This is a genomic window from Pseudomonas sp. S04, from assembly GCF_009834545.1.
In the GTDB taxonomy this organism is placed as follows: Bacteria; Pseudomonadota; Gammaproteobacteria; order Pseudomonadales; family Pseudomonadaceae; genus Aquipseudomonas.
The window spans coordinates 2,868,286-2,892,241 of the sequence record NZ_CP019427.1 but is presented as its reverse complement, the minus strand read 5'-3'; the positions used below and the strand labels follow the sequence as shown (position 1 = coordinate 2,892,241).

The 23,956-nt window shown below is 65.1% G+C and carries 8 protein-coding genes and 1 pseudogene (1 of these 9 cut by a window edge); 3 read left to right on the top strand and 6 right to left on the bottom strand.

The features are described 5' to 3' along the window. Positions 1-140: 140 nt before the first annotated feature. On the top strand, positions 141-1,688 hold the full coding sequence (locus tag PspS04_RS12875) for a Fic family protein (protein ID WP_159995677.1): 1,548 nt from the start codon (positions 141-143) through the stop codon (positions 1,686-1,688). An 89-nt stretch (positions 1,689-1,777) separates the two neighbouring features. Here PspS04_RS12875 and PspS04_RS12870 read toward each other — a convergent pair whose 3' ends face one another. From PspS04_RS12870 to PspS04_RS12855, 4 genes are all read right to left on the bottom strand, one after another. Continuing rightward, a complete protein-coding gene (locus tag PspS04_RS12870; RefSeq protein WP_159995675.1) occupies positions 1,778-4,156 on the bottom strand; it encodes a TonB-dependent siderophore receptor in 2,379 nt (792 codons plus the stop codon). Between the two features lie 16 nt (positions 4,157-4,172). Continuing rightward, a complete protein-coding gene (gene fhuF, locus PspS04_RS12865) occupies positions 4,173-4,895 on the bottom strand; it encodes a siderophore-iron reductase FhuF (protein WP_174244575.1) in 723 nt (240 codons plus the stop codon). A gap of 1 nt (position 4,896) precedes the next feature. Continuing rightward, a complete protein-coding gene (locus PspS04_RS12860) occupies positions 4,897-6,558 on the bottom strand; it encodes a cyclic peptide export ABC transporter (protein WP_159995673.1) in 1,662 nt (553 codons plus the stop codon). Between the two features lie 143 nt (positions 6,559-6,701). Next, positions 6,702-7,664, bottom strand: coding sequence for a FecR family protein (locus PspS04_RS12855; protein WP_237234993.1), 963 nt, complete (start codon positions 7,662-7,664; stop codon positions 6,702-6,704). A 207-nt stretch (positions 7,665-7,871) separates the two neighbouring features. On the opposite strand from PspS04_RS12855, the gene PspS04_RS12850 reads away from it, so the two are divergent. Then, positions 7,872-9,218, top strand: a complete 1,347-nt coding sequence (locus PspS04_RS12850; RefSeq protein WP_095168276.1) for a lysine N(6)-hydroxylase/L-ornithine N(5)-oxygenase family protein — start codon at positions 7,872-7,874, stop codon at positions 9,216-9,218. Positions 9,219-9,268: 50 nt separating this feature from the next. Further along, a pseudogene (locus PspS04_RS12845) lies at positions 9,269-9,847 on the top strand (GNAT family N-acetyltransferase); the annotation flags it as partial. A 40-nt stretch (positions 9,848-9,887) separates the two neighbouring features. On the opposite strand, the gene PspS04_RS12840 reads toward PspS04_RS12845, so the two are convergent. Together PspS04_RS12840 and PspS04_RS12835 are read right to left on the bottom strand one after the other, a co-directional pair. Further along, positions 9,888-10,850 carry an alpha/beta hydrolase gene (locus PspS04_RS12840; RefSeq protein WP_159995669.1) on the bottom strand — a complete coding sequence of 321 codons (963 nt, stop codon included), beginning with the start codon at positions 10,848-10,850 and terminating at the stop codon, positions 9,888-9,890. A 32-nt stretch (positions 10,851-10,882) separates the two neighbouring features. Further along, positions 10,883-23,956: the 3' portion of a non-ribosomal peptide synthase/polyketide synthase gene (locus PspS04_RS12835; protein WP_159995667.1), read on the bottom strand. The gene runs 1,044 nt beyond the window's last position; 13,074 of the gene's 14,118 nt are visible here — the last part of the coding sequence; its start codon lies beyond the right edge, outside the window; it ends in the stop codon at positions 10,883-10,885.

Genomic DNA, 23,956 nt, shown 5'->3' with positions numbered 1-23,956 from the left:
AGTTATCGTTTTCGTCTAAACTCGTCAATTTGTTATCAAATTAAAGTACGCATTAGCATTTTCGCGATTAGGAAATTAACGTTTTCGCGTACGATGCGATTCTGGATATCATTTTTGTGTGCTCAGTAGAGGATTCGACAATGCAAGTAGGCTTCAAGGTACTCGCCGACCGCTACGGCATTGCGCTTGCACAACCTTTACGGGTTGAGTCGGTAATCGGTACGACGCGAATGAGCCGCGAGAGCGATGGACATGTCGAACGCAAGTATCCTGCGAGCTATCAGCCGGCAGATGATTTCGCGGGGCATTTTGAGTTTGGGCTCAAGTACGAAGAAGTTCACCTTGAGTTTTTCGCCCGGCTGTTTGCGGTGATTGGCCCCAAGCCCATCGAAGCCTGGTGCCAGCAAGCGCCTTTTGGTCAGTATGCCCGCCGCACCGGATTCCTCTACGAGTGGCTGACCGGTCAGCAACTTGCTGTGCCAGACGTCACCAATGGCGGCTATATCGATGCCGTTTCACCGCAACACTACCTGACCCGCGTTGAGCCCCTGCGGATACGGCGCTGGCGCATCAACGACAATCTTCCCGGCGTACCGCAATTCTCCCCCTTGATCCGCCGTACCGAAGCCGTGCAACAAGCGCTGCAATTTGACTTGGCTGCGGCATTAAGCGAGCTGAACCAAACCTTCGGCGCCGACATCCTGATACGCACGGCCAGTTGGTTGACACTCAAGGAGTCGCGCGCAAGCTTTCTGATTGAAAGAGAGGCCGACAAGGCCGACAGGATCCAGCGGTTTGCCCACGTTATCGCCAAGTACTGTGGCCATATCAAGGATCCATTGAGCAACGACAGCCTGCACACGTTACAAGCCGGCATCCTCGGTCATGAGGCCTTCGGACTTGGCCTGCGGCGCTCGCCGGTTTTCGTGGGCCAGGCGACCATGCGCGAGGACATCGTGCACTACATTGCGCCGCAATTTGAGTTGTTAACACAACTGCTCGATGGCCTGAAGGCATTCGAGTTGGCAACACGGGGTGCCGAGCCGTTGGCCCGGGCAGCAGCTATCGCCTTTGCCTTTGTGTATATCCATCCGATGCGGGACGGTAATGGTCGAATCCATCGATTTTTGATCAACGACACCCTGATCCGCGATAAGGCGATGCCCGATGGCGTGATCCTCCCGGTATCAGCCACCATCACGAGTTCGATTGAATTGCGGGCGCGCTACGATCGTACGCTGGAGGTATTTTCGCGGCCGTTCATGCAACGCTACGCATCGTCCCATCGGTTCGCAAAACTAGTCGACTACGAGGACGGCACCACGAGCAACCTGGTCTTCGATGATTACGACGACGCGCAATTCGCATGGCGCTATCCCGACTTGACCGAACACGTGCTGTACACGGCGCAGGTCGTTGCGCACACGGTCCGTACCGAAATGGCCGAGGAAGCCCGGGTGCTGGTCATTTTCCAGCACGCCCAGGAGCGGCTCAAAGAAGTGCTGGAAATGCCGGATCAGGACGCGAACCGGATCATTCGTTCACTCAAGGAAAATGGCTGGCGGGTATCTGGCAAACTGAAGAAAACGTATCCGCAACTCGACGACGCTGAACGGGCGGAACGCGTTGTGGAAGCCGTGCGCTACGCATTCGAAGAACGAGCAGTGGGGAGCGACGAAGAGGGATAAGCGCAGCGTACCGGACCTTTGGCATCCGGATCGTCTCTGAGCAGACGGTATACGGCCGTGCAATCAAGCACGGCCCAGTCCCAAGAGACTTACCAGTTGTAGCTCACCGTGCCATACACGGTCCGCTGCTGGCCGTACTGGCAGCCAACGTTGCTGTAGCAGCCTGCCACGTATTCTTTATCGAACAGGTTCGAGGCGTTGAGCGAGACTTCCATACCGTCGAGCGAGGCATCGACCTTGCCCAGTTGGTAGGCGACCAAGGCGTCGACCACGGTGTAGCTGTCGACCTTGAAGCTGTTCGCCGAGTCGCCGAAGGTGCTGCCCACGTAGCGGGCACCGCCGCCCAGGCGCAGCCCTTCGAACGTGCCGCCCTGGACGATATAGTCGCCCCAGATCGACGCCATGTGCTCCGGCACCCGGAACGGTGTATTGCCCTTGTTGCCGACGTCGGACTTGGTGACCTCGACGTCGTTCCAGGTGTAGCTGCCGATCAGATTGAAGCCTTGGGTAATCTCGGTCTTGGCTTCCAACTCGACACCCTGGGAGCGAACTTCGCCTTCCTGGCGTGCGAAGCCGCTGACGTACTCGGTGGCATTCTGCTTGGTCAGGTCGAACACCGCGACGGTGTACAGGCTGTTGCTGCCTGGCGGCTCATACTTCAGGCCGACTTCGTACTGCTTGCCGATTTCCGGGTCGAGCTGCGAGTTGTCCAGCGTCATGCCCATTACTGGCAAGAACGACTCGCTGTAGCTGGCGTACGGTGCAAAGCCATTGTCGAACAGGTAGACCAGGCCCGCACGACCACTGAACTTCTCATCCTTCTGGGTCTGCGGTGCGCGGTCGTCCTTCTGGTTGCTGGCCCAGTCGTAGCGACCACCGAGCAGGAACACCCACTTGTCGATCTTCAACTGATCCTGCAGGTACACGCCGGTCTGCGACAGTTTCTGCTCATAGCTGGAGGCACTGAACGGGACCAGGGTCAGCGGTTTACCATAGACCGGATTAAACACGTCGAACGGCTGCAGGATGAAGTCCAGCGACTGGTCCTGGTTGAACTTGCCGTTGTTGTAGTCGACCCCGGTGAGCAAGGTGTGCTCCACCGGCCCCGTGGCAAAGTTGGCCTGGACCTGGTTGTCCATGGTGAACAGCCGGCCGTCGCCCTTGCGCTGGTCGTTGTAGCGCGAGTAGACGTCGCCCGCCGGGCCGTACAAGGCAATCTCGGAGCTGGACTGGCGGTAGTCGCTGTAACGCACGTTCTGGCGCAGGGTCCAGATCTCGTTCAGGTCGTGTTCGAACACATAACCCAACGACGTCTTCTCGTTGGTCATGTAGTCGTAGGCGCTGTCGCCGACGTAGGTATCGCGATCCAGGCGGCCACGCGGGTCGCGAAATACCGTGCCTTGGGCGGGCAATGGGTTGGCGAAGTTGCCCGTCTGCTTCTGGTACTCGCCCAGCACGGTCAGCTCGGTATCGTCGTTGGGACGAAAGCTGATGGCCGGTGCCAGGTACTCGCGACGATTGGTGATGTGGTCGGCCTGGGCATCGGCTTCGCGGAACAGGCCGGTCAGGCGATAGCTCCACACCCCCTCCTCATCCAGCGCATCGCCGAGGTCGAAGGCGGTCTGTTGGTAGTCGTGGTTGCCCATCTGCAACTGCACTTGACGCAGCGGTTCGGTGGTCGGGCGTTTGCTCACCAGATTGATCTGGCCACCGGGGTCGGAAGCACCGTAGAGCACCGAGCTGGCACCGCGCAGGACTTCGATCCGCTCCAGGCCATAGGGTTCGGGGGCGTCCCAGCCAAGGAAGTCGGGCAGGAAGGTGCGGGTGCCGTCGCGCAGCATGCGCCCGGTGCCTTGCTGGAAGCCACGGATGGTGAACTGGTCGGTGACGAACTGCGGGCCGGCCAGTTCGGCGTTGATCCCCGGCGTGTAGCGCAGGGCCTGGGAGACCGTCTTGGGTTGCTGGGCTTCGATCTGCTCACGGGTCACCACCGACACCGAGTACGGCGTCTCGATGATCGGCGTGTCAGTCTTGGTCCCCGCCGAAGCGCGCTTGGCCACATAGCCGTCATCGGCGCTCACCGAGCTGTACGCCTGGCCGACCACGCTGCTGACCGGCAGGGTCAGCGCCGCATCGTCGGAGCTGCCTTGCAAGGTCACATGATTGCCTTCGATCCGATAGGCGATGCCGGTCCCCTGGATCAACTGGCGCAGCGCTTCTTCGGGCTCCATCTGCCCGGACACACTGCGGCTGCGCAGGCCGGAGACGGTGTCCTGATTGTAGATAATCTGCAGTTTTGCCTGGTTGCCCAGCTCGTACAAGGCCGAGGACAGCGACTTGGCCGGGATGTTGATCTGCACAGGCTCGGCCAGCGCCGGGACCGCCACCGCCATGGCAAGCCCGAGAGTAGCGGCGGCGATGCAGCGACGCAGGCGCTGTGCCGGTTGATTCAGTGGATGAACGCTCATGATGTTCCCTATGGATTTATAGTTTTGTTGGCATATTGGATGGGGCTTGGCGTGTGGCCAGGGGGCAGGCCGCACACCGCTCGAACCCCAGGCGCTCACGCAGACAGCAGACCCGGCGCTTGACCGCTCCAGCGGCGTCGCGACGCAAGGCACTGCGCAAGGCCTGGCTACCCTGCCCCTGGTGGCTGCTGCAAAAATGCGCCCGCGCTTCCCCTAGCGCGCGGGTTGGCACACAGCCCTGGGCCACCTCCATGACCCAGTCGATACACAGCGCCACGTTGCCCCACAGCAGGCGCGGCGACAGCCCGGTATGGGCGGCAAAACGGTTGACGAAAGGCTGCAGCAGTTGCTCATCGAACGCGTCCAGCTGGCGTGCGCCATTGCCCAAGTTGAGTAGCGCCGGCCCTGACGCCGGGACATGCAGTTCGTCAGGCTCGCCCTGTTCACTCACGCAGATACGCAACTGCTGCGGGTCCAGGCTTACAGGCTCGGCATACAGCAGGCGCGCCAGCAGCAGCGGTGGCAGGATCAGCGCGCAGAGCTGCTGGTGCCATTGCGATGCAACTGCTCGCGGATCCGCCTGTGGCCAATGCCGGGCATAACGCGCCAACACCGGCGCCAGCATGTCCGGTTGCAACCAGCGGCTCAGCGCGGGCGCCTCACTGCCGGGCACCACACGCATCCGCGCTGCGAGCGGCTGCAGGTCCGGCGGCAAGCGCTGGGCCAGGGTCAGGTTCACCTCAGCCGGCCTCGACAGCGCTGGCGTGGTGCTGCACCAGACGGCCGTTGTCGATGCGCAACAGGCTGTCGGCGGCATCGAAATAGCGGTCGTCGTGGGAGATCACCACGATGGTCTTGCCCAGGCGCTGCAGGTCTGGCAGCAACTCGGTGTAGAAGATGCGGCGGAAGGTCGGGTCCTGGTCCGCTGCCCACTCGTCGAACACCAGCACCGGGCGATGCTCGGTCCACGCTTGCAGCAGCGCCAGGCGCTTGCGTTGGCCGGTCGACAGATCGAGGGTGGAAAAACGCCCGTCTTCGATGCGTACCTTGTGGGCGATCTCCAGGCGTTCCAGGTACACCATCGCCTCTGGCGGCACATCGGCGCCCTGCTGGACGAGGTCCTCGAACAGGAAGAAGTCCGACAGCACGGTGGTGAACAGTTGGCGGTAATCGTCGAGCTGGGTGGCGTCGACCGGTTTGCCGTCGAGCAGCAGGCTGCCGCTCTGGGGTACGTACAAGCCCAGCAACAGCTTGATCAGGGTGGTCTTGCCGCCGCCGTTCTCGCCGACGATGAACACAATCTCGCCCTTGCGGATCGACAGGTTGACCGGGCCGATGGCAAAACCGCTGGCGCCCTCTTCGCTCGGATAACGGTAATGCACGTCACGCAGTTCGATGCTGTGGATTTGCTCAGGCAGCGGTTTGTCGTTTGCCTCCTGCAAGTGCGGCTCGGGTGAGGCGAACTGCTCGCTGAGTTCGGCCACCCGGCGGAACGCCACTTGCGCACGGCTGATATTGGGCAGCGTACCGAGCAGATGCTCCAGCGGCCCTTTCATGTACAGCAGCACCAGGATGAAGCCGCTCAGGGTCGCGGTGCTGGTACTCGGCCACATGGCCTGGAACCCCAGGGCCACGCCAATCACGATGAAGAACAGCGTGGAGCCGACCCCCTTGGCCACCACAAACTGGTTGATCGCGTTGACTTGCTTGCGGCAGATACTGTCGGCAGTGCCTTCGATGCTGTCCTTGAGCAGGCGCTGGCGGCGCGGACGGTTGATGCGCAGTTCCTTGGCGCCCTCGGCGATGGAGCGGTAGTGCTTTTGCAGATCGTCTTCCAGGTCACGGGCCTCGAAGAAGCCCTTGATGCCACGAGCCCGGGCGTAATACTGGGCAACCGAGCCCAGCAGAATCGCCAGGGTGGTGGTGAGGAACATTCCTGGCGACAACTGCACCAGGTACACCAGGCAGCCAAGGGTGACGCTGAACGACACCGCGAGCGGCGCGAAGGCGAAGGCAAAGTCACTGATGGTGTCGACATCGTGGGTCAGCACCGGAATCAACCGGTGGCTGCGGTAGCGTTCCAGTTGATCGATCGGCGCGCTGAGGATCTTCAGGCCCAAGGTCTTGCGCAGCCGGGCGATCACATGCTGGCCAACGTAGTTGGTGCCGATGTCCGAGATCACCGAGCCGAGTAGCGCCATCAGGCACAGCCCGGCGAAACCCAGCAACACCCCGCGACTGGCGCCGCCTTCGGCGTGCAGGGCGTGGTTGATGGTCGCCAGCAGGCCAGTGATGCTCAAGCCGCCGAGAATGCCCAGCACGGTCGAAACCAGCAGCAACGGCCAGAAGGGACGCAAAACCTGCGTCAATTCATGCAAGGTACTTCGTGCAGGTGCACTCATTGTCTCGGCTTCCAGGCTTGACGCCCGTCATCGTCCCGTCCGCAGACGGCCGGAATGAGGGCGTGTTAAGGGGCATGCCTGATCGACGAATGAGAGTGGGGTTTGTTCAGCAAATTAGCTGTAAACAACTGCCGAGGCGCAGGTCAGCGGGACGAAATCAGGATCACGTCATCGCCACGGCGCAGTTTTACCGGGAGCACCCGTGGCAGCGCGCTGATCAACTGGCCGAGGTCGCTGGTGTCGTAGATGCCGCCGAAACGCAGCTCGCCGACTTCGTTGCCTTCCAGTTGCAGAGGCACCTTGAGGTAACGATTGATCTGTACGATGGCATCGCGCAGGCTGATGTCGTCCAACATCAGCTTGCCGTTGCGCCAGGCCATCGAACGCGCGGGGTCGATGCGCTTGAGCTGGAGCATGCGCCCCTGGCTCACCACGGCCTGCAAACCGGCAGTCAGTTCGGTGCCCTGGTTGCGGCCGTCGCCGTCCTCGCCACGCGACACCAGTACCGTGCCTTCGCTCACGCTGACGGTGGTCTGCGCCGGTGCGGTCCAGATATTGAAGTGCGTACCGGTGACCCGCACGCTGGCGTTGTCGGTACTGATCAAGAACGGCTTGTCGACGTCGCGTTGTACATCGAAATAGGCCTCGCCGTCACGCAGCAACACCTGGCGCCGATCACGAAAGCCCAGGTACAGCATCCCGGTGCGCTGATTGAGTTCCACCTGACTGTTATCGGGAAGCTGAACCTGGCGCCGCGCTTGCTCGGCCATGAAGTAGCGCACGCTGCCCGGCAACATGCCCCCCGACCAACCGCCCGCCCATGCAGCACCCACGGCCAGTGCCAGCACCGCGGCGCGGGCCAGCAACGGCGCGCGGCGGCGCCGCGAACGAGCCTCAAGCGGCACTTGCGCACGCGGCGGCAACTGCTCGCTGACCTGCCACACCCGGCACATCTTCAGGTACTCCGCAGCGTGTTCCGGGTCGGCATCGTACCAACGCAGGAACTCGGCACGGTCCGCGTCGGTGCAATCCTCGAAATGCAAACGCACGCACCAGTCGGCGGCCATTTCGCTCGGGGATTGCTGGGGAACAGAGGGGTTGGGCATGGTGGTAGACAGCGGAAGAATTTCGCCAAGCTTACTCCATCCACTTGGTTTTTGGTTGGTTTCACTCTAAATCGTTCATTTGCCTACGCGCTCCTTCGACCACTTCTGAAGAAGCTGTCGGTTCATTCGTCAACTCTCATGAACGCCTCTGACACGGCCTGCACATGGCCGCTCGCTCAGGGCACCACTTCAAAGGAGGATTCGCGAATGTCCCAGCGACAGTCCAGCAACAAGCCCTTCGACGTCATCGGCGTCGGCTTCGGCCCTTCCAACCTGGCCTTGGCCATCGCCCTCGAGGAACAGGCCGAAACGGCGGGTCGCCGAGCCAACAGCCTGTTCCTCGACCGGCAGACTGACTATCACTGGCACGGCGATACCCTGGTCAGCCAGAGCGAATTGCAGATCTCCTTCCTCAAGGACCTGGTGACCCTGCGCAACCCCACCAGCCGCCACAGCTTCGTCAATTACCTGCAACAGCACGGCCGCCTGATCGACTTCATCAACCTGGGCACGTTCTATCCTTGCCGCATGGAATACAGCGACTACCTGCGCTGGGTCGCCGGGCATTTCCGCGAGCAGTGTGCCTACGGCAACCGCGTGGACCGGGTCGAGCCGGTGATTGGCATGGATGGCAGCGTCGAACTACTGGACGTGGTCTCGGTGGACAGCCAGGGCCGTGAACATCGCCGACGCACCCGCTCGGTAGTGGTCGGCACCGGTGGCACGCCACGCATTCCTGCGGTGTTCCGGGACCTGCGCGACGACGACCGGGTGTTCCACCACTCGCGGTATCTGAGCCGCATCACCCAGCAACGCTGCGCCCGTGGTGAGCCAATGCGCATTGCCGTGGTCGGCGGCGGGCAGAGCGCGGCCGAGGCGTTCATCGACCTCAACGACAGCTACCCGAACGTCAAGGTTGACCTGATCCTGCGCAGCGAAGTGCTCAAGCCGGCCGACGACAGCCCCTTCGTCAACCAGATCTTCGCTCCGGAAAACACCCACCTGTTCTTCGATCAGCCCGAGCCCGAGCGCGAGCGGCTGATCAGCGAATTCCACAACACCAACTATTCAGTGGTGGACCTGAACCTGATCGAACAGATCTACGCCATTCTCTATCGCCAGAAAGTCTCCAAGCGTGAGCGCCATGCCTTCCGCTGCCGGACTCAGGTGCAGAGCGCCACGTCCGGCGAACACGGAGTGCGCCTGCACCTGCGCGATGTCGCCACGGGCCAGGAAGAAGTCCAGCACTACGATGCCGTGATCCTCGCTACCGGTTACGAACGCACCTCGCACAAGACCCTGCTGGCACCGCTGGCCGACTACCTGGGCGACTTCGACGTCGAGCGCAGCTACCGCGTGCGCGCCACGCCGAACCTCAAGGCCGGCGTGTTCGTCCAGGGTTTCTCGGAGGCCAACCACGGCCTCAGCGATACCCTGCTGTCGGTCCTGCCGGCCCGCGCCTGGGAGATCTCCGAGGCGTTGCTGGAGATGGCCGAGTCCTGCGAGCACGAACACCTGCAATTGCTCGACACTGCCCTGTCGGCGTCCGCCTGAATGGAGCTGCCTGGATGAACATGACCACCGGAGCGCTGACCGCGGCTATCGCCAGCAAACCCCAAGGCGAGCTCTACCGTCGCTACGACGAGCAACTGGGGCTGTGGATGTCCTTGCGCACGTTGGACATCGAGCAGGACCTGGCGCTGTTCAACCGCTGGCAGAACAACCCGCGCGTCGCGCACTTCTGGCAGGAGCAAGGCACGCTCGACGAGCACCGTGAATACCTGCAGAAGATCAGCGACACCCCGCACATCTTCAGCGTCATCGGCTGCCTGAATGACCAGCCCTTTGCCTATTACGAGGTCTACTGGGCTGCGCATGACCGCATCGCGCCGTTCTACCCTGCAGCTGAATTCGACCGCGGCATCCATATGCTGGTGGGCGAGGAGCATCATCGCGGCCCGGCCAAGGTCGATTGCTGGCTGCGCTCGCTGGTCAGTTGGCTGCTGCTCGACGAACCGCGCACCCAGCGCGTGGTGGCCGAGCCTCGGGCCGACAACGACAAGATGATCGGCTACATGACCTCGGTCGGCTTTGGCAAGCACAAGGAGTTCGACTTCCCACACAAACGCGCGGCACTGATGGTGCTTGAGCGCGACGACTTCGGCCCGCTGCTCGCGGGCTGACCCTCCCCTGCCGGGCGCTTGGCGCCCGGCCGTCTTGTCCTCAGTTCGCCAATGCCTGGGCCAGATGGCTCGCCAACTCTTTGTAGACCTGATCCACACCCGGCATGACCGCGCCCATCCGCAGCAGGTCGTGGGTCGCGGCGTAGGAGCGGCAGGTCACCGTCACCCCCGCCTGTTGCAAGCGCTCGGCGTAGGCCTGGCCTTCATCGTGCAACGGGTCGTATTGGGCCAGCCCGACGAACGCCGGGGCCGCGCCCTGCAAGTGCTCACACAGCAGGGGCGAAAAGCGCCAGTCCAGGCGATCGGCCGGGGTGCGCTGGTAGTGGCTGTAGAACCACTCCAGCGTCGCGCTCTCCAGCAAGTAACCTTCGTCGAACAGCTCGCTGGACACCGTGCTGCGCGAAGCATCGGTAGTGGGATAACACAGCAGTTGCAGGCGGATCGGCGGCCATTGCTGCGGTGCCTGCGCCGCCTGGATTGCCAGCACGGTGGCCAGAGTCGCGCCGGCGCTGTCACCGCCAACCGCCAGCCGGGTCGCGTCCAGGCCATGCTCGGCGCCCTCGGCCACCAGCCACAACAAGGCATCCTCGGCATCGAACAGCGCGGTGGGGAAACGGTGCTCCGGGGCCCGCCGGTAATCCACCGCGAGCACCGCACAAGGCGTGCGCCAGGCAAGCTCTGCGCAGATACCGTCATGGGAATCCAGGCTGCCCACCACATAACCGCCGCCGTGCAAGTACAACAGCACCGGCCACGGCTGCGCGCCAGCGACCTCGGGCAGATAAAGGCGCAGCGCCAGGCTGGCGCCGTCGCGGGTACGAACCGTCAACTCGCGGCGTGCCACTTGCTGGGTCTGGGGCCAAGCCCAGACCAGCCCAGCGGAAGCCTGCTCGAAGGTGTCGCAGGCCAATTCCGGCGACAAGGCGTGCAGCGGTGGACGGCCGGCCAGCCGCCCCTCCTCCACCAGGTCGAGGAAAGCGCTCAGTTCAGGATGCAATGACATGGATGAATATCCTTGAAAGGGGGTCGCGCGGCTCATTCGAGCCCCGCGCATTGATCGATCAGGCTGTGCAGCTCGGCCTGGAAAGCGTCCAGCAGCCGTTGCACGGTTTGCGGGCGGTAGCGCTTGGCGCTATAGATGCAGCGCATTCCCAAGCGGCCGTCATGCACCTGGCCAATGATTTCCAGCCAGTTGGCCAACGGCGCCGACGGGCTGTGGAAGTCGCCCAGGCTTTCTGGCGCGGCGCCGAACAACGACTGTGGGCTGCTCGCCTGGTCGAGTTGCCCGAGGTAGTTGAAGGTGATGCGCGGCTGCGGCAGTTGCGCCAGGGCCTCGCGCACTTCGCTACGCCCCAGGTAACGCAGGACACCAAAGCCCAGGCCACGCTCCGGCAGTCGCGCCAACTGCTCGCGCACCGCCCGGACCGACTCGGCCACCTCGCCGTTGCCCGGGTGCAGGTGCACCGGGAACATGCTGGTGAACCAGCCCACGGTGCGGCTGAGGTCGAGTTCATCGAACAGGTCCTCGCGGCCGTGACCTTCGAGCTGGATCAACGCCGAATCGTGCTGACTCCAGCGGCATACGGCACGCGACAGCGCGCTCAGCAACAGATCATTGATCTGCGCCTGCAGGGCCGCCGGCACAGCCTTGAGCAGCAACTGGCTACGCGGCTGATCAAGCGTGAACCGGACCTCGGCCGAAGTGCCCACCAGATTGCGCCCACGCGGGTTATCGACCGGCAGGCTCGGCGGCGTATCCGCGCCCAACTGGTGCTTCCAGTAATCCAGCTCAGCCTCGCCTTCAGGGCTGCGCGCCCGCGCCTGCAGGCGCTGCGCCCAGTCACGGTAGCGACTGCCAGGCAACGCCAACTCAGGCGCGCACCCGGCGCATGCGGCCTGGTACGTCGCCAGCAGGTCCTCGAGCAGGACTGGCCAGGACACCCCGTCCACTGCCAAGTGATGAACCACCAGCAGCAGGCGCTCGCCGCCCTCTGCCAGCCGTGCATGCAGCACCCGCAGCAGCGGGCCGCTGGTCAAGTCGAGGCTGCGCTGGGCCAGTTGGATGGCCGATTCCATGGCTTGGCTGTCGGCGAGGTCTTGTTGCCAGAGCACTGGGACCTGCTCGACCTCCTCAAGGCTGGCGTAACGTTGCGCCCAGCCACCCGGCCCCTGGACGAAGCGCAACCGCAGGGCCTCGTGACGCACCAGCAGCTGTTGCACCGCCTGCTTGAGGGCGTCGGTCTGCAGCGGTTGCAGCACGTCCAACAGCAGCGCCTGGTTAAAGTGCTGGCGCTGATCCATCGGCACGTCGAACAACCACTGCTGGATCGGCAGCAGGTTGAACAGTTCACCCTCGGGCAAGGCCAGCTCCGCGGTGATCGCGCCCGCCGTCGGCGCGTCGACGACCGCCAGCAGTTCGGCGATAGTCGGCTTGCGCATCAGGTCGCGCAGGCGGATCTCCCGTTGCAACTGCGGATGGTTGCGAGCCCGCGACACCACCTGCAGGCTGAGGATCGAGTCGCCACCGAGCTCGAAGAAGTTATCGGCGAGGCCCACCCGCTCCACACCCAACACCTCTTGCCAAATCTGCGCCAGGGCTCGTTGCTCAGCGGTCTGCGGGGCGACGAAGCGGCTATCCAGGCTGATCTGCGGCGCCGGCAAGGCCAGGCGATCGACCTTGCCGTTGGGGTTGAGTGGCAACGCCTCGAGCACCACCACGTGAGTCGGCACCATGTAGTCCGGCAGCCGCTCGCGCAGGCGTTGGCGCAATGATTCGCCCAGGCCCTCGGCAGCCACCGCCGCCACGTAGGCGACCAGTTGCTTGCCGGTCTGGCTGTCGCGGGCGACCACCACCGCGCTGTGCACATCCGGCTGCTCACGCAAGCGCGCTTCGATCTCACCCAGTTCGATACGGAAACCGCGAACCTTGACCTGATGGTCGAGTCGTCCCAGGTAATCGAAGGTGCCGTCAGCGCGGCGGCGCACCAGGTCGCCAGAGCGATACAGGCGCCCGCCGACGCTGAACGGATCAGCCACAAAACGATCGGCCGTCAGCCCCGAGCGCTGGTGGTAACCACGCGCCAGGCCTTCGCCGCCGATGTACAACTCGCCGGCCACACCTTCGGGAACCGGGTTGAGGTCGGCATCCAATACATGCAGGGTCCGCGCACCGACCCGCTGGCCAATCGGCGCATAGGCCGCACCACAGGTGGTCGATCCTTCGGCCTTCCACAACAGCGGCGTGATGACGGTCTCGGTCGGTCCGTAGCCATTGATGATCGCTTGCGGGCGTAGTGCCGCGCGGGCACGTTCGAACGCGGCCTCAGGCACCGCGTCGCCACCAAAGCAATACACCCGCACCGCCGGTGCCTTGCCTGCGGCCTCGGCCTGGCTGGCCAACGCCTGCAGATAAACCGGCGGGAACGCGGCCACCGTGACGCCGTGTGCGGTCATGGCCGCCAAGGTCTGTTCCGGGGTCCACAGCTCATCGTCACGCACCAGCAGGCTGGCGCCGAACAGCAGCGGTACCAGCCAGCGCTCATGGGCACCGTCGAAAGCAAATGACATGAAGTGCAGCTCACGGTCCGCCGGGCTCATGCCATAGCGCTCACCGATCGCTTCGCAGTGCATGGCCAGCGGCCCGTGGGCCACCGCCACCGCCTTCGGTTGTCCGGTGGAACCGGAGGTGTAGATCAGGTAGGCCAGGCTGTCGGTATGCAGGTCCACTACCGGCGCTTGATCGTCCAGCCCTTCCAGCGCCAGGCGGTCCAGTGCGAAGGGAATCACACCCTGCTGTACCGGCAGTTGCCCCGCGAGGCTGGAATGGGTGACCAACAGGCGCATGCCCGAATCGCCCATGATGAACGCCAGGCGCTCGGCCGGATGAGCGGTGTCCAGCGGCAGGTAGGCGGCGCCGCACTTGAGCACTGCCAGCAACGCCACCGGCCAGTCCACCGAGCGTGGCAAAGCCACGCCGACCACGGTTTCCGGCCCGGCCCCCTGGGCCCGCAGGAACTGCGCCAGGCGATTGGAGCGCGATTCCAGTTCAGCGAACGTCAGGCGTTGTTCACCGCAGAGCACCGCATCCCAGTGCGGGCTGCGCCGCGCCCATTCGGTGATGCCCTGGGTGACCGACGGCAAGCTGCGCCGCTGCGCCAGGTGGTTGGCCTGGGCCCGGGCGCGCAACTCGACTTCGCCGAGCATGCCCAGCTCACCCAGCGCTGTGTCGGCGCTGGCACAGAAGCCCTCGAGCAGTTGCTCGAGGTGACCGCGAATGCCCTCCACCTGGCTCAGGTCGAAGTGCTCGCGCAGGAACATGTACTCGATCTCGAGCGCGTCGCCGAGGGTGACCATCAGGTCCATGGCGAAGTTGGTCACGCCATGGCCGCGCGCCGTCTCGAACTGCAACTCGCCATCGTCCCATTCACTGAGGAGACGGTCGACCGGCTGATTCTCGAACACCACGATGCTGTCGAACAGCGCCTGGCCACCGCGCCCGGCCCAGCGCTGAACCTGGCTCAAGGGTGTGTGCTCGTGTTCGCGCGCCGCCAGGTTGTAGGCCTGCAGCTCCTGCAACCAGTCCCCCAAGCGCTGCTCGGGCAGCGGCGCCTGGACGATCGGCAAGGTATTGATGAATAGCCCCAGGGTGTCTTGGGAACCGGGCAATTGTGCAGGCCGGCCCGAGACAGTGGCACCGAATGCCACGCAACGCTGGCCGGTATAACGCTGCAATAGCAGGAGCCAAGCGGCTTGCACCAGGGTATTGAGGGTGACCCGCTGGCTGCGGGCAAAATCCTTCAGGCGCTCGGTGCGCACGCTGTCCAGGTGACTGTAGATCGCCTGGTGACCACGTTCGCTGCGTTTGCCGGTCAGTGCCTGGGCGAGGAAGGTCGGTTCTTCCAGCGGCTGCAGGCGCTCGCGCCAGAAGCGCTCGCTGACCAGCGGGTCGCGGGTTTGCAACCAGTCGATGTAGTCGCGGTAGCGGCCCGGTTCCGGCAGTGGCTGGCCGAGATAGCGACGCAGGACCTGGCCGATCAGCAGCGACAGGCTCCAACCATCGAGCAGCAGGTGGTGATAGGTCCAGACCAGGCGATAGCGCCGTGGCCCCAGTTGCACCAGCAACAGCCGTTGCAGTGGCGCCTGGCTCAGATCGAACGGCCGTTCGCGCTGCTCTCGGGCCACGGCCTGGGCCTGTTCCTCGGTGGGCGTGAATGCACGCCAGTCCAATTGCTCCACCGGCAACGTCACGGCGTGATGGATCACTTGCATGGCATCGGAAAAACCCTGCCAGACAAAACTGCCACGCAGGCTGTCATGACGCCCGCTGACCTCGTCCCAGGCGGCAATGAAGCGCGGTGCATCCAGGCCGTCGATCACCACGTCGAGCTGGTTCACATACAGCTCGCTGCCGGTGTCCAGGGCATGGAACAACATGCCCTGCTGCATCGGCGACAGCGGCACGATGTCTTCAATCGCCTCCAGCCCCACCGGCAGCGCGGCCAGGGCCTGCGCGCTGAGCGCACTGAGATCGATGCGTGCCACAGCGCGCGGCGCGACCTCCTCCAATGGCCGCGCCTGGGCGGCGAGCGCCCGCACACTCTGGTGCAGGAACAGGTCACGCGGGGTCAGGGCCAACCCGGCCTCACGGGCCCGCGCCACCACTTGCACCGAGACGATCGAGTCGCCGCCCAGCTCGAAGAAGTTGTCCTCGGCACTGACCTGCGCCACGTTCAGCACGCTTTGCCAGATCGCGGCCAGCAGGGTTTCTACCGGGCCTTGCGGCGGTACATGCACGCGGGTTTCCAGCTCCGGCTCCGGCAGGGCCTTGCGATCGAGCTTGCGGTTCGGCGTCTGCGGCATGCGCTCCAGACGCATCAGTCGCGCCGGCACCATGTAGTCCGGGAGTTGTGCTTGCAGGCGCTCACGCAAGCGGCCCAACAGGGCGTCGTCGGGCTCGGCCACCACGTAACCAATCAACTGGTTGTGCCGCGCGACTACCGCCGCTTCGCGCACTCCGGGCTCTGCCAGCAGGCAGGCTTCGATTTCGCCCAGCTCGATGCGGAACCCACGGATCTTCACCTGCTGGTCGATCCGGCCCAGGTATTCCAGCGCACCATCGGCACGGCGGCGCACCAGGTCGCCAGTGCGATACAGCCGCGCGCCGTCGCCAAACGGGTCGGCGACAAAACGCTCGGCCGTGAGTGCCGGCCGGGCGTGGTAACCCCGCGCCAGGCCTTCACCGCCGATGTACAGCTCGCCGGCCACGCCTGGCGGCAACGGCTCAAGGTCATCATCGAGGACGTGCAGCGCGGTGTTGGCCAGGGCTTCGCCGAGCAACACTTGCGGGTGTTCGGCGTCCAGCCGGTAACGTGCCGACCACACCGTGGTCTCGGTCGGGCCATACAGGTTCCACAAACCACCGGCGACCGCGCTCAGGCTGCGCGCCAGATCGGCCGGCAAGGCTTCGCCACCGCACAGCACCTGGCGGCCGGCCAGGGCCGGCAGGCTCGGATGCTCGGCGAGCATGCGCCAGGTCGAAGGCGTGGCCTGGATCGCGGTCACTTGCTGTTGTTCGATCTGCGCCCACAGGCGCTCAGGATCACGGGCGGTGTCGCGGTCCACCAGCACCACGCTGGCGCCACTGACCAGCGGCAAATACAGCTCCAGGACCGCGATGTCGAACGACAACGAGGTCAGGGCCAGCAATCGACCGCTCTGCTCCAAGCCCGGCGCCTGGGCCATGCTCGCCAGGAAGTTGCCCAGCCCGGCACGGCGCACGGCCACGCCCTTGGGTTTGCCGGTAGAGCCGGAGGTGTAGATCACGTAGGCCAAATGCTCGCCGCCGGCCAATGGTGCTGGATTGCTGTCGCGGCTTTGCTCCTCCAGTTGATCCAGCCACCAGCACTCGGCGACCGTGCCCAGCGCTTGCAGCGCGGGCTGCAACGAGGTCTCGCTGAGCAGCAACGCAGCGCCGCTGTCATCGAGCATGTGCCGCAGCCGTTCGGCCGGGAACTCAGGGTCCAGCGGCACATAGGCGCCGCCGGCCTTGAGCACGGCCAGCAAGGCCACCAGGAGCTGTGGCCCGCGTTCCAGGCACACGCCCACCAACACATCCGGCCCCACCCCCGCAGCTTGCAGGCGATGGGCCAAGCGGTTGGCCTGGCGATTCAGTTCGGCGTAGCTCAGGCACAGTTGCGCCTGGCGCAGCGCAATCGCCTGCGGCACACGGGCGGCCTGGCGCTGGAATTGTTGCACCAGGTCGAAATCGGCCACCCCGTGGTCGTGGGCAGCGCCGGCAGCCAATACCGCTGCCCGTTCGCTGGCAGCCAGCAGTGGCGCCCGCCCCAGCGCCCGGGCAGGCTCGGCCAGCAGGGCTTCAAGCAGTTGCAGGAAATGCCCGGCCAGGCGCTCGATGCTGGCGCGCTCGAACAGATCGCTGGCGTAATTGAAGGTGCAATCAAACTGCTGTTCGCCACGCTGATCGACAAACAGCCCCAGATCAACCTGCGCAGTGCGTCGTTCGCCCGGCAGGCTCGACAACTGCAGCCCGGGCAACTGATCGCGCAGCGCCACGTCGTGCCGCTGCAGGCTGAACAGCACCTGGAACAGCGGGTTGTGGCTGAGGCTGCGTTGCGGTTGCAGCGCTTCCACCAGTTGCTCGAATGGCAAGTCCTGGTGCGCCTGGGCCGCCAGCACGCTGTCGCGTACCTGCAGCACCAGAGCGCTGAACGGCTGCGCGCTATCGATGCGGGTGCGCAGCACCTGGGTGTTGACGAACAGGCCGATCAGGCCTTCGCACTCGCCGCGCAAGCGGTTGGCCACCGGCACCCCGACACACAGGTCATCCTGGCGGCTCAAGCGTTGCAGCAGAACATTGAAAGCCGCCAGCAACAGCATGAATGGCGTCACGTGATGGGCCTGTGCCTGACGCAGCAGATTAGCCGCCAGCGTCTCCGGCAGACTGACGCTGACACTCGCGCCACGGTTGCTCTGCTGCGCCGGACGCGGGTGATCGGCCGGCAATTCGAGGATGCGCGGCGCGTCCTGCAACTGCGCCTGCCAATAGTCGAGCTGACGCTTGCCCTCCCCGCCGGCCAGCCAGTCGCGCTGCCACAGGGCATAGTCGATGTACTGGATCGGCAAGACTGCCAACGCCGCGTCAGCCCCCGCACACTCGGCGGCATACAGCTGGCCCAGTTCGCGGACCAGGATCTCCATCGACCAGCCATCACCCACCATATGGTGCAAGGTCAACAGCACGTGGTGCTGCTGCTCGCCCAAACGCAGCAACTGGCCGCGCAGCAAGGGGCCTTGGACCAGGTCGAACCCGGCGTGGGCCTGCTGCGCGCGCAAGGCTGCCGCCTCAGCCTGGGGATCGGCGGCGGCACGCAGGTCGCTGAACGACAGGCTGAAGCCGCTTGCCGGCAGCACCTGCTGGTAGACCTCGCCGCCGTCGCTCGGGAAGCAGGTGCGCAGCGCTTCATGGCGCTCGAGCAAGCCACTGAAGGCGCGTTCCAGGGCCAACCGGTCCAGCGCGCCCACCAGTTCCAGGGCCACCGGCATGTTGTAGGCGTCGCTGGCAGGGTCCAGTTGCCAGAGGAACCACATGCGTTGCTGGGCAAACGACAACGGCGCACGGGCCGGGCGTTGCCGACGCCGCGGGCCATCGGCAGAGGTGCTGCGGCTCCGTTCAAGGGCCAAGGCCAGCCCTGCGACGTTCGGCGTATCGAACAGCGAACGCAGGGGCAACTCGATGGCGAACACTTCACGGATTTTCGAAATGATCCGCACCGCCAGCAGCGAATGTCCGCCAATCTCGAAGAAATCGTCGTCGCGGCCAACCTGCTGCACCCCCAGCACCGCTTGCCAGATCGCCGCCAGCAGCGTTTCGCGCTCACCTTGCGGGGCCTGGTAGCTGCGTGCTTGCCATTGCGGCGCGGGCAGCGCCTTGCGGTCAAGCTTGCCATTGGGGCTCAGCGGCATGACCTCCAGGTACAGCAACTGGGCCGGCACCATGTAGTCCGGCAGGTGCTCACGCAGATGCTCGCGCAACGCGTCCAGCAACCCTTGGGGGTCGGCTTGCGGGCTGTCAGGCGTGACATAACCGACCAACTGCGCCCCCGCGTCGCCCGGCCAGGCCACCACGACCGCCTCGCGCACCACGCCATGCTCGAGCAGCCGCGCCTCGATCTCGCCCAGCTCGATCCGCAGGCCGCGCAGCTTGACCTGATGGTCGATCCGGCCGACATAGTCGATCACCCCGTCCGGGCGCCAACGCGCCAGGTCGCCGGTGCGGTACATGCGCTCGCCCCCAGAGCCAAACGGATCGGCGACAAACCGCTCAGCCGTCAGCCCCGCCCGGCCCAGGTAACCCCGCGCCAGGTTGGCGCCGGCGATGTACAGCTCGCCCGCGATACCCACCGGCACCGGCTGCAACTGGCTGTCGAGAATCATCAAGCGGGTGTTGGCGATCGGCCGGCCGATGGGCACGCTGTGCCGACCCGGCTCGTCGACGCAATGCCAGTAGCTGACATCGATGGCCGCTTCGGTCGGCCCATAAAGGTTGTGCAGCGCCGCGTGATGCTGCGCCTGGAATTGCTGCTGCAACTCATGGGGCAGCGCCTCGCCACTGCACATCACCTGGCGCAACCCGCTACAGGCCGCCAGCTCGCCGGCGGCAACGAACGCGTGGAGCATCGACGGCACGAAGTGCAGCGTGCTGATGCGCTGTTCGACGATCACCTCGCGCAGGCGCGCCGGATCACGGTGCGCGCCAGGCTCGGCGAGCACCAGTGTGGCGCCGGCCAGCCACGGCCAGAAGAACTCCCACACCGACACGTCGAAACTGAAAGGGGTTTTTTGCAGGACCCGATCATCGCCATCCAGGCGATATTCGTCCTGCATCCACTGCAGGCGATTGAGCAGGCCCGCGTGATGGTTGCCCACGCCTTTGGGCCGGCCCGTGGAGCCGGAGGTGTAGATGCAGTAGACCAGGCTCTGCGGCGGATACTCGATGGCGGGCGCGTGCTCGGGCTGGTCGTCGGTCTGCGCCCAGTCGCGGTCCAGGCACCACACCGGCGCGTTGCACGCCGGCAAGCGCTCGAGCAGCGCCTGCTGGGTGAGCAACAACGGCACGTGGCTGTCCTCGAGCATGAAGGCCAGGCGATCGGCCGGGTAGTCCGGATCGAGCGGCAGATAGGCGCCGCCCGCCTTGACGATCGCCAGCAAAGCGATGGCCAGTTCTGCCGAGCGCTCGGCGAACACCCCAACCCGCACATCACAACCCACCCCTTGGCTGCGCAGCCAGTGGGCCAGGCGGTTGGCCCGTGTCTCAAGCTCGGCATAAGTGAACTGGCGCTCGCCGTAGACCAGCGCACAGGCGTGGGGAGTTTTTTCGGCCTGGTGACTAATCAGTTGCGGCAGCATCGGCACCTGGCGGTAGTCGCGCTCGGTGGCGTTCCAGCCTTGCAGCAGTTGCTCGCGCTCCTCGAAGGCGAGCAACGGCAGGCGCTCCACCGCCTCTTCTGGCGCCTGGGCGATCGCCTGCAGCAAGCGCAGGAAGTGCCCGCCAAGGCGTGTCACCGTGGCACGCTCGAACAAGTCGCTGGCATAGCCGAAGCTACCGAGCAATTGACCGTCGGCGCACTCGCGGGTGTCCAGTACCAGGTCGAACTGGGTGCTGCGTCGGGCGCCGGCCAGCGCCTCGACCGTCAGCCCCGGCAGTGCCAGGCTGGCCAGGCTGTCGACCCGATCGTGATTGAACAGCACTTGGAACAACGGGTTGTGGCTGAGGCTGCGTTGCGGCTGCAAGGCCTCGACCAGTTGTTCGAACGGCAGGTCCTGGTGGGCCTGGGCGTCCAGCACGTCGTTGCGGGTCTGGCTCAGCAGCCGGCTGAACGAGGCTTGGCCGTCGATCTGCAGGCGCAATACCTGGGTGTTGACGAAAAAGCCCACCAGGCCCTCGGTTTCCTCTTGCTGCCGGCCGCCAATCGGCACGCCGATCCGCAGGTCGCGCTGACCGCTGTAGCGCATCAGCAACACGCCGAAAGCTGCCAGCAACAGCATGAACAGCGAACTGCCCTGCTCCAGCGCCAGGCGCTGCAGTTGCTGCGCCAGTGCCGCCGGCACGGCGAATTCGCAGCTGTCGCCGCGAAAGCTCTGCTGCGCCGGACGTGGGTGGTCCAGGGGCAGTTCAAGCAGCGGATGCTCGCGGCCCAGGTGCCGCGACCAGTGCGCCAACTGTCGCGCGCACTCGCCGCTGGCCAGCCATTGCCGCTGCCACACGGCGAAGTCAGCGTACTGGATGGTCAACCCTGGCAACTGTGGGACCGCACCGGCGCACTGGGCGCGGTAACAACTGGCAAACTCCTCCAGCAGCAGTTTCACCGAGGCACCGTCGGCAATGATGTGGTGCAGGGTCAGCAGCAACACGTGTTCCTCTGCCGCCAGGCGCACCAGGCACACCCGCATCAACGGGCCAGCGGCCAGGTCGAAGGCGTAGTTCGCCTCCTCGGCCATGCGCTGGGCCAACTGGCTTTCGCGCTCATCGGCCGCCAGGTGTTGCAGGCTGACTTCGCTGAACGCCAATGGCAGGTCATCAATGACCCGCTGGCACACCCGCTCGCCATCGTCCTCGAACACCGTGCGCAGCGCCGAATGGCGCGCCTGCAGTTGCTCGAATGCCACCTGCAGCGCGGTCACCCGCAGCGTGCCGCGTAAACGCAGGCCACCCGCAATGTTGTAGGCCGCACTCTCGGGGGCCAGTTTCCACAGGAACCACAGGCGCTGCTGATTGAACGACAGCGGTGCGCCGTCGGTATGCGTCAACGCGTGCAACGACGGCGCACCGCTGGCGTTGGCGGGCTGGGCCAAGGTCACCGCCAGGTCGCGCAAGCGCGGCGTATCGAATAGCTGGCGCACCGGCACTTCCAGGCCCAGGCGTTTCTTCAGGCGCGCCACCACTTGCACCGCCAGCAGCGAATGGCCGCCTAGCTCGAAGAAGTGATCGAGCGCGCCGACTTGCGGCAGGCCGAGCACTTCGCTCCAGATCTGCGCCAGCAGTTGCTCGTGTTCGCCCTCCGGGGCCTGGTAGCCTTCGCTGTCTGCCTGCCACACCGGCTCGGGCAGTTGATTGCGGTCCAGCTTGCCGTTGGCGTTGCGCGGCAACTGCGGCATCACCATGATCCGCGCCGGCACCATGTAGTCCGGCAGTTGTTCACGCAGCAACGCCCGCAGTTCAGCGCCCAACTGCTCATCGTCAGCCGCTACATAAGCCACCAGTTGCTTGCCGGTGAGGGTTTCGCGCGCCACCACCAGCGCCTCGCGCACCCGGGCGTCGGCACGCAGGCGCGCTTCAATCTCCCCCGGCTCAATGCGAAAGCCACGGACCTTGATCTGATGGTCGACCCGGCCCAGGTAATCGAGGATCCCGTCCGCACGCTGGCGCACCAGGTCGCCGGTGCGATACAGGCGTGCGCCCGGCGCGCCGAACGGGTCGGCGACGAAGCGTTCGGCGGTCAGCCCCGGACGCTGGAAATAGCCCCGGGCCAGGCCTTCGCCGCCCAGGTAAAGCTCGCCACACACGCCCGTCGACACTGGGTTCAGGTCAGCGTCCAGGACCCAGGCACTGCGCGCGCCGACGCGGTCGCCGATCGGCGCGTAACCGGCCTGGCAGTGATCGGCCGGGCCGGCCTTCCAGATCAGAGGCGTGACCACGGTCTCGGTCGGCCCGTAGCCGTTGATGATCCACGCCGGGCGCAAGGCCTGGCGCACTTGCTCGAAACTGGCGTGGGGTACCGCGTCCCCGCCAAAGCAGTAGACCCGTACCGCAGGCACGTCATCGCGGCCCTCGGCGTGTTCGGCAATCTGCTGCAGGTAGGCTGGCGGGAAGGCCGCGACGGTCACCCCGTAACGGCCCATGGCCTGGTAGGTCTGCTCCGGCGTCCACAGGCTATCGTCGCGCAGCACCAGGCTGGCACCGTGGGTCAGGGCCGTCAGCCAGCGCTCGTGGGCACCGTCGAAGGCGAACGACATGAAGTGCAATTCACGGTCGGCCGGGGTCATTTCGTAGCGCGCGCCGATGGTCCGGCAATGCATGGCCAACGGACCATGGGCCACCGCTACCCCCTTGGGCAAACCGGTGGAACCGGAGGTGTAGATCAGATACGCCAGGTTGTGCCCATGGGGGGTGACCGGCGGCGCCAGGTCAGGCTCGCGCGTCAGGTCCAGCAGGTCCAGGTCCAGGCGTTCGACCCCTTCAGGCAGCGGCGCCCGGCGAGGGTCACGGCTGTCGCCCAGCAACCAGGCCAGGCCGGCATCACGGATCTGGTACGCCAGGCGCTCCTGCGGGTAGTCCAGGTCGAGCGGCACATAGGCCGCCCCGGTCTTGAGCACCGCCAGCAGCGCCACCAGCAACCGTGGCGAACGTGGCAGGCCGACACCGACCCGACACTCGGGACCGACACCACGGGCGTGCAGGTAGCAGGCCAGTTGATTGGCCTCGCGCTCAAGCTCGGCAAAGCTCAGGACCTGCTCGCCGCAACGCACGGCGGGGGCGTCTGGGGTACGCACCGCCCATTCGGCGATCCGCAGGTCTACCCGTTGCTCGTCCTGGATGCTGGCAGGCAGCGCGTTCCAGGCTAACAACTGCTGCCAGGCCGCCGGCTCGTGCAAATCGAAATCGCACAGGCGCGCTTGCGGGTGGTCGGCAATCTGCTCCAGCAGCGCCTCGAAGTGCCGGCGCCAGCGCTCGATACGCGGCGCGCTGAACAGATCGGTGGCGTAACTCAGTTCACACAACAGGCGGCCGGTGGAATCCTCGGCAGTGTCCAGCGCCAGATCGCAATCCACCGCGCGCATGACCGGCGGCAACGATTGCATGACCACCCCGTCCAGGGTCTGCAGGGCCGCACTGGCGTACCACTGGTGGTTATAGATCACCTGGAACAGCGGGTTGTGACTGAGGCTGCGCTGCGGCGCCAGCGCCTCGACCAATTGCTCGAATGGCAGGTCCTGATTGGCCTGATCGGCCAGCGCGCCCTGGCGCACACGCGCCAACAGGGTTTCAAAGGACTCACGCCCATCCAGCGCGGTGCGCATCACCAGGGTGTT

Bases quoted from the DNA above. Each gene is read 5' to 3' on its own strand.
- PspS04_RS12875 (WP_159995677.1), top strand. From the start codon at position 141: ATGCAAGTAGGCTTCAAGGTACTCGCCGACCGCTACGGCATTGCGCTT.
- PspS04_RS12870 (WP_159995675.1), bottom strand. From the start codon at position 4,156: ATGAGCGTTCATCCACTGAATCAACCGGCACAGCGCCTGCGTCGCTGC.
- PspS04_RS12860 (WP_159995673.1), bottom strand. From the start codon at position 6,558: ATGAGTGCACCTGCACGAAGTACCTTGCATGAATTGACGCAGGTTTTG.
- PspS04_RS12855 (WP_237234993.1), bottom strand. From the start codon at position 7,664: ATGCCCAACCCCTCTGTTCCCCAGCAATCCCCGAGCGAAATGGCCGCC.
- PspS04_RS12850 (WP_095168276.1), top strand. From the start codon at position 7,872: ATGTCCCAGCGACAGTCCAGCAACAAGCCCTTCGACGTCATCGGCGTC.
- PspS04_RS12840 (WP_159995669.1), bottom strand. From the start codon at position 10,850: ATGTCATTGCATCCTGAACTGAGCGCTTTCCTCGACCTGGTGGAGGAG.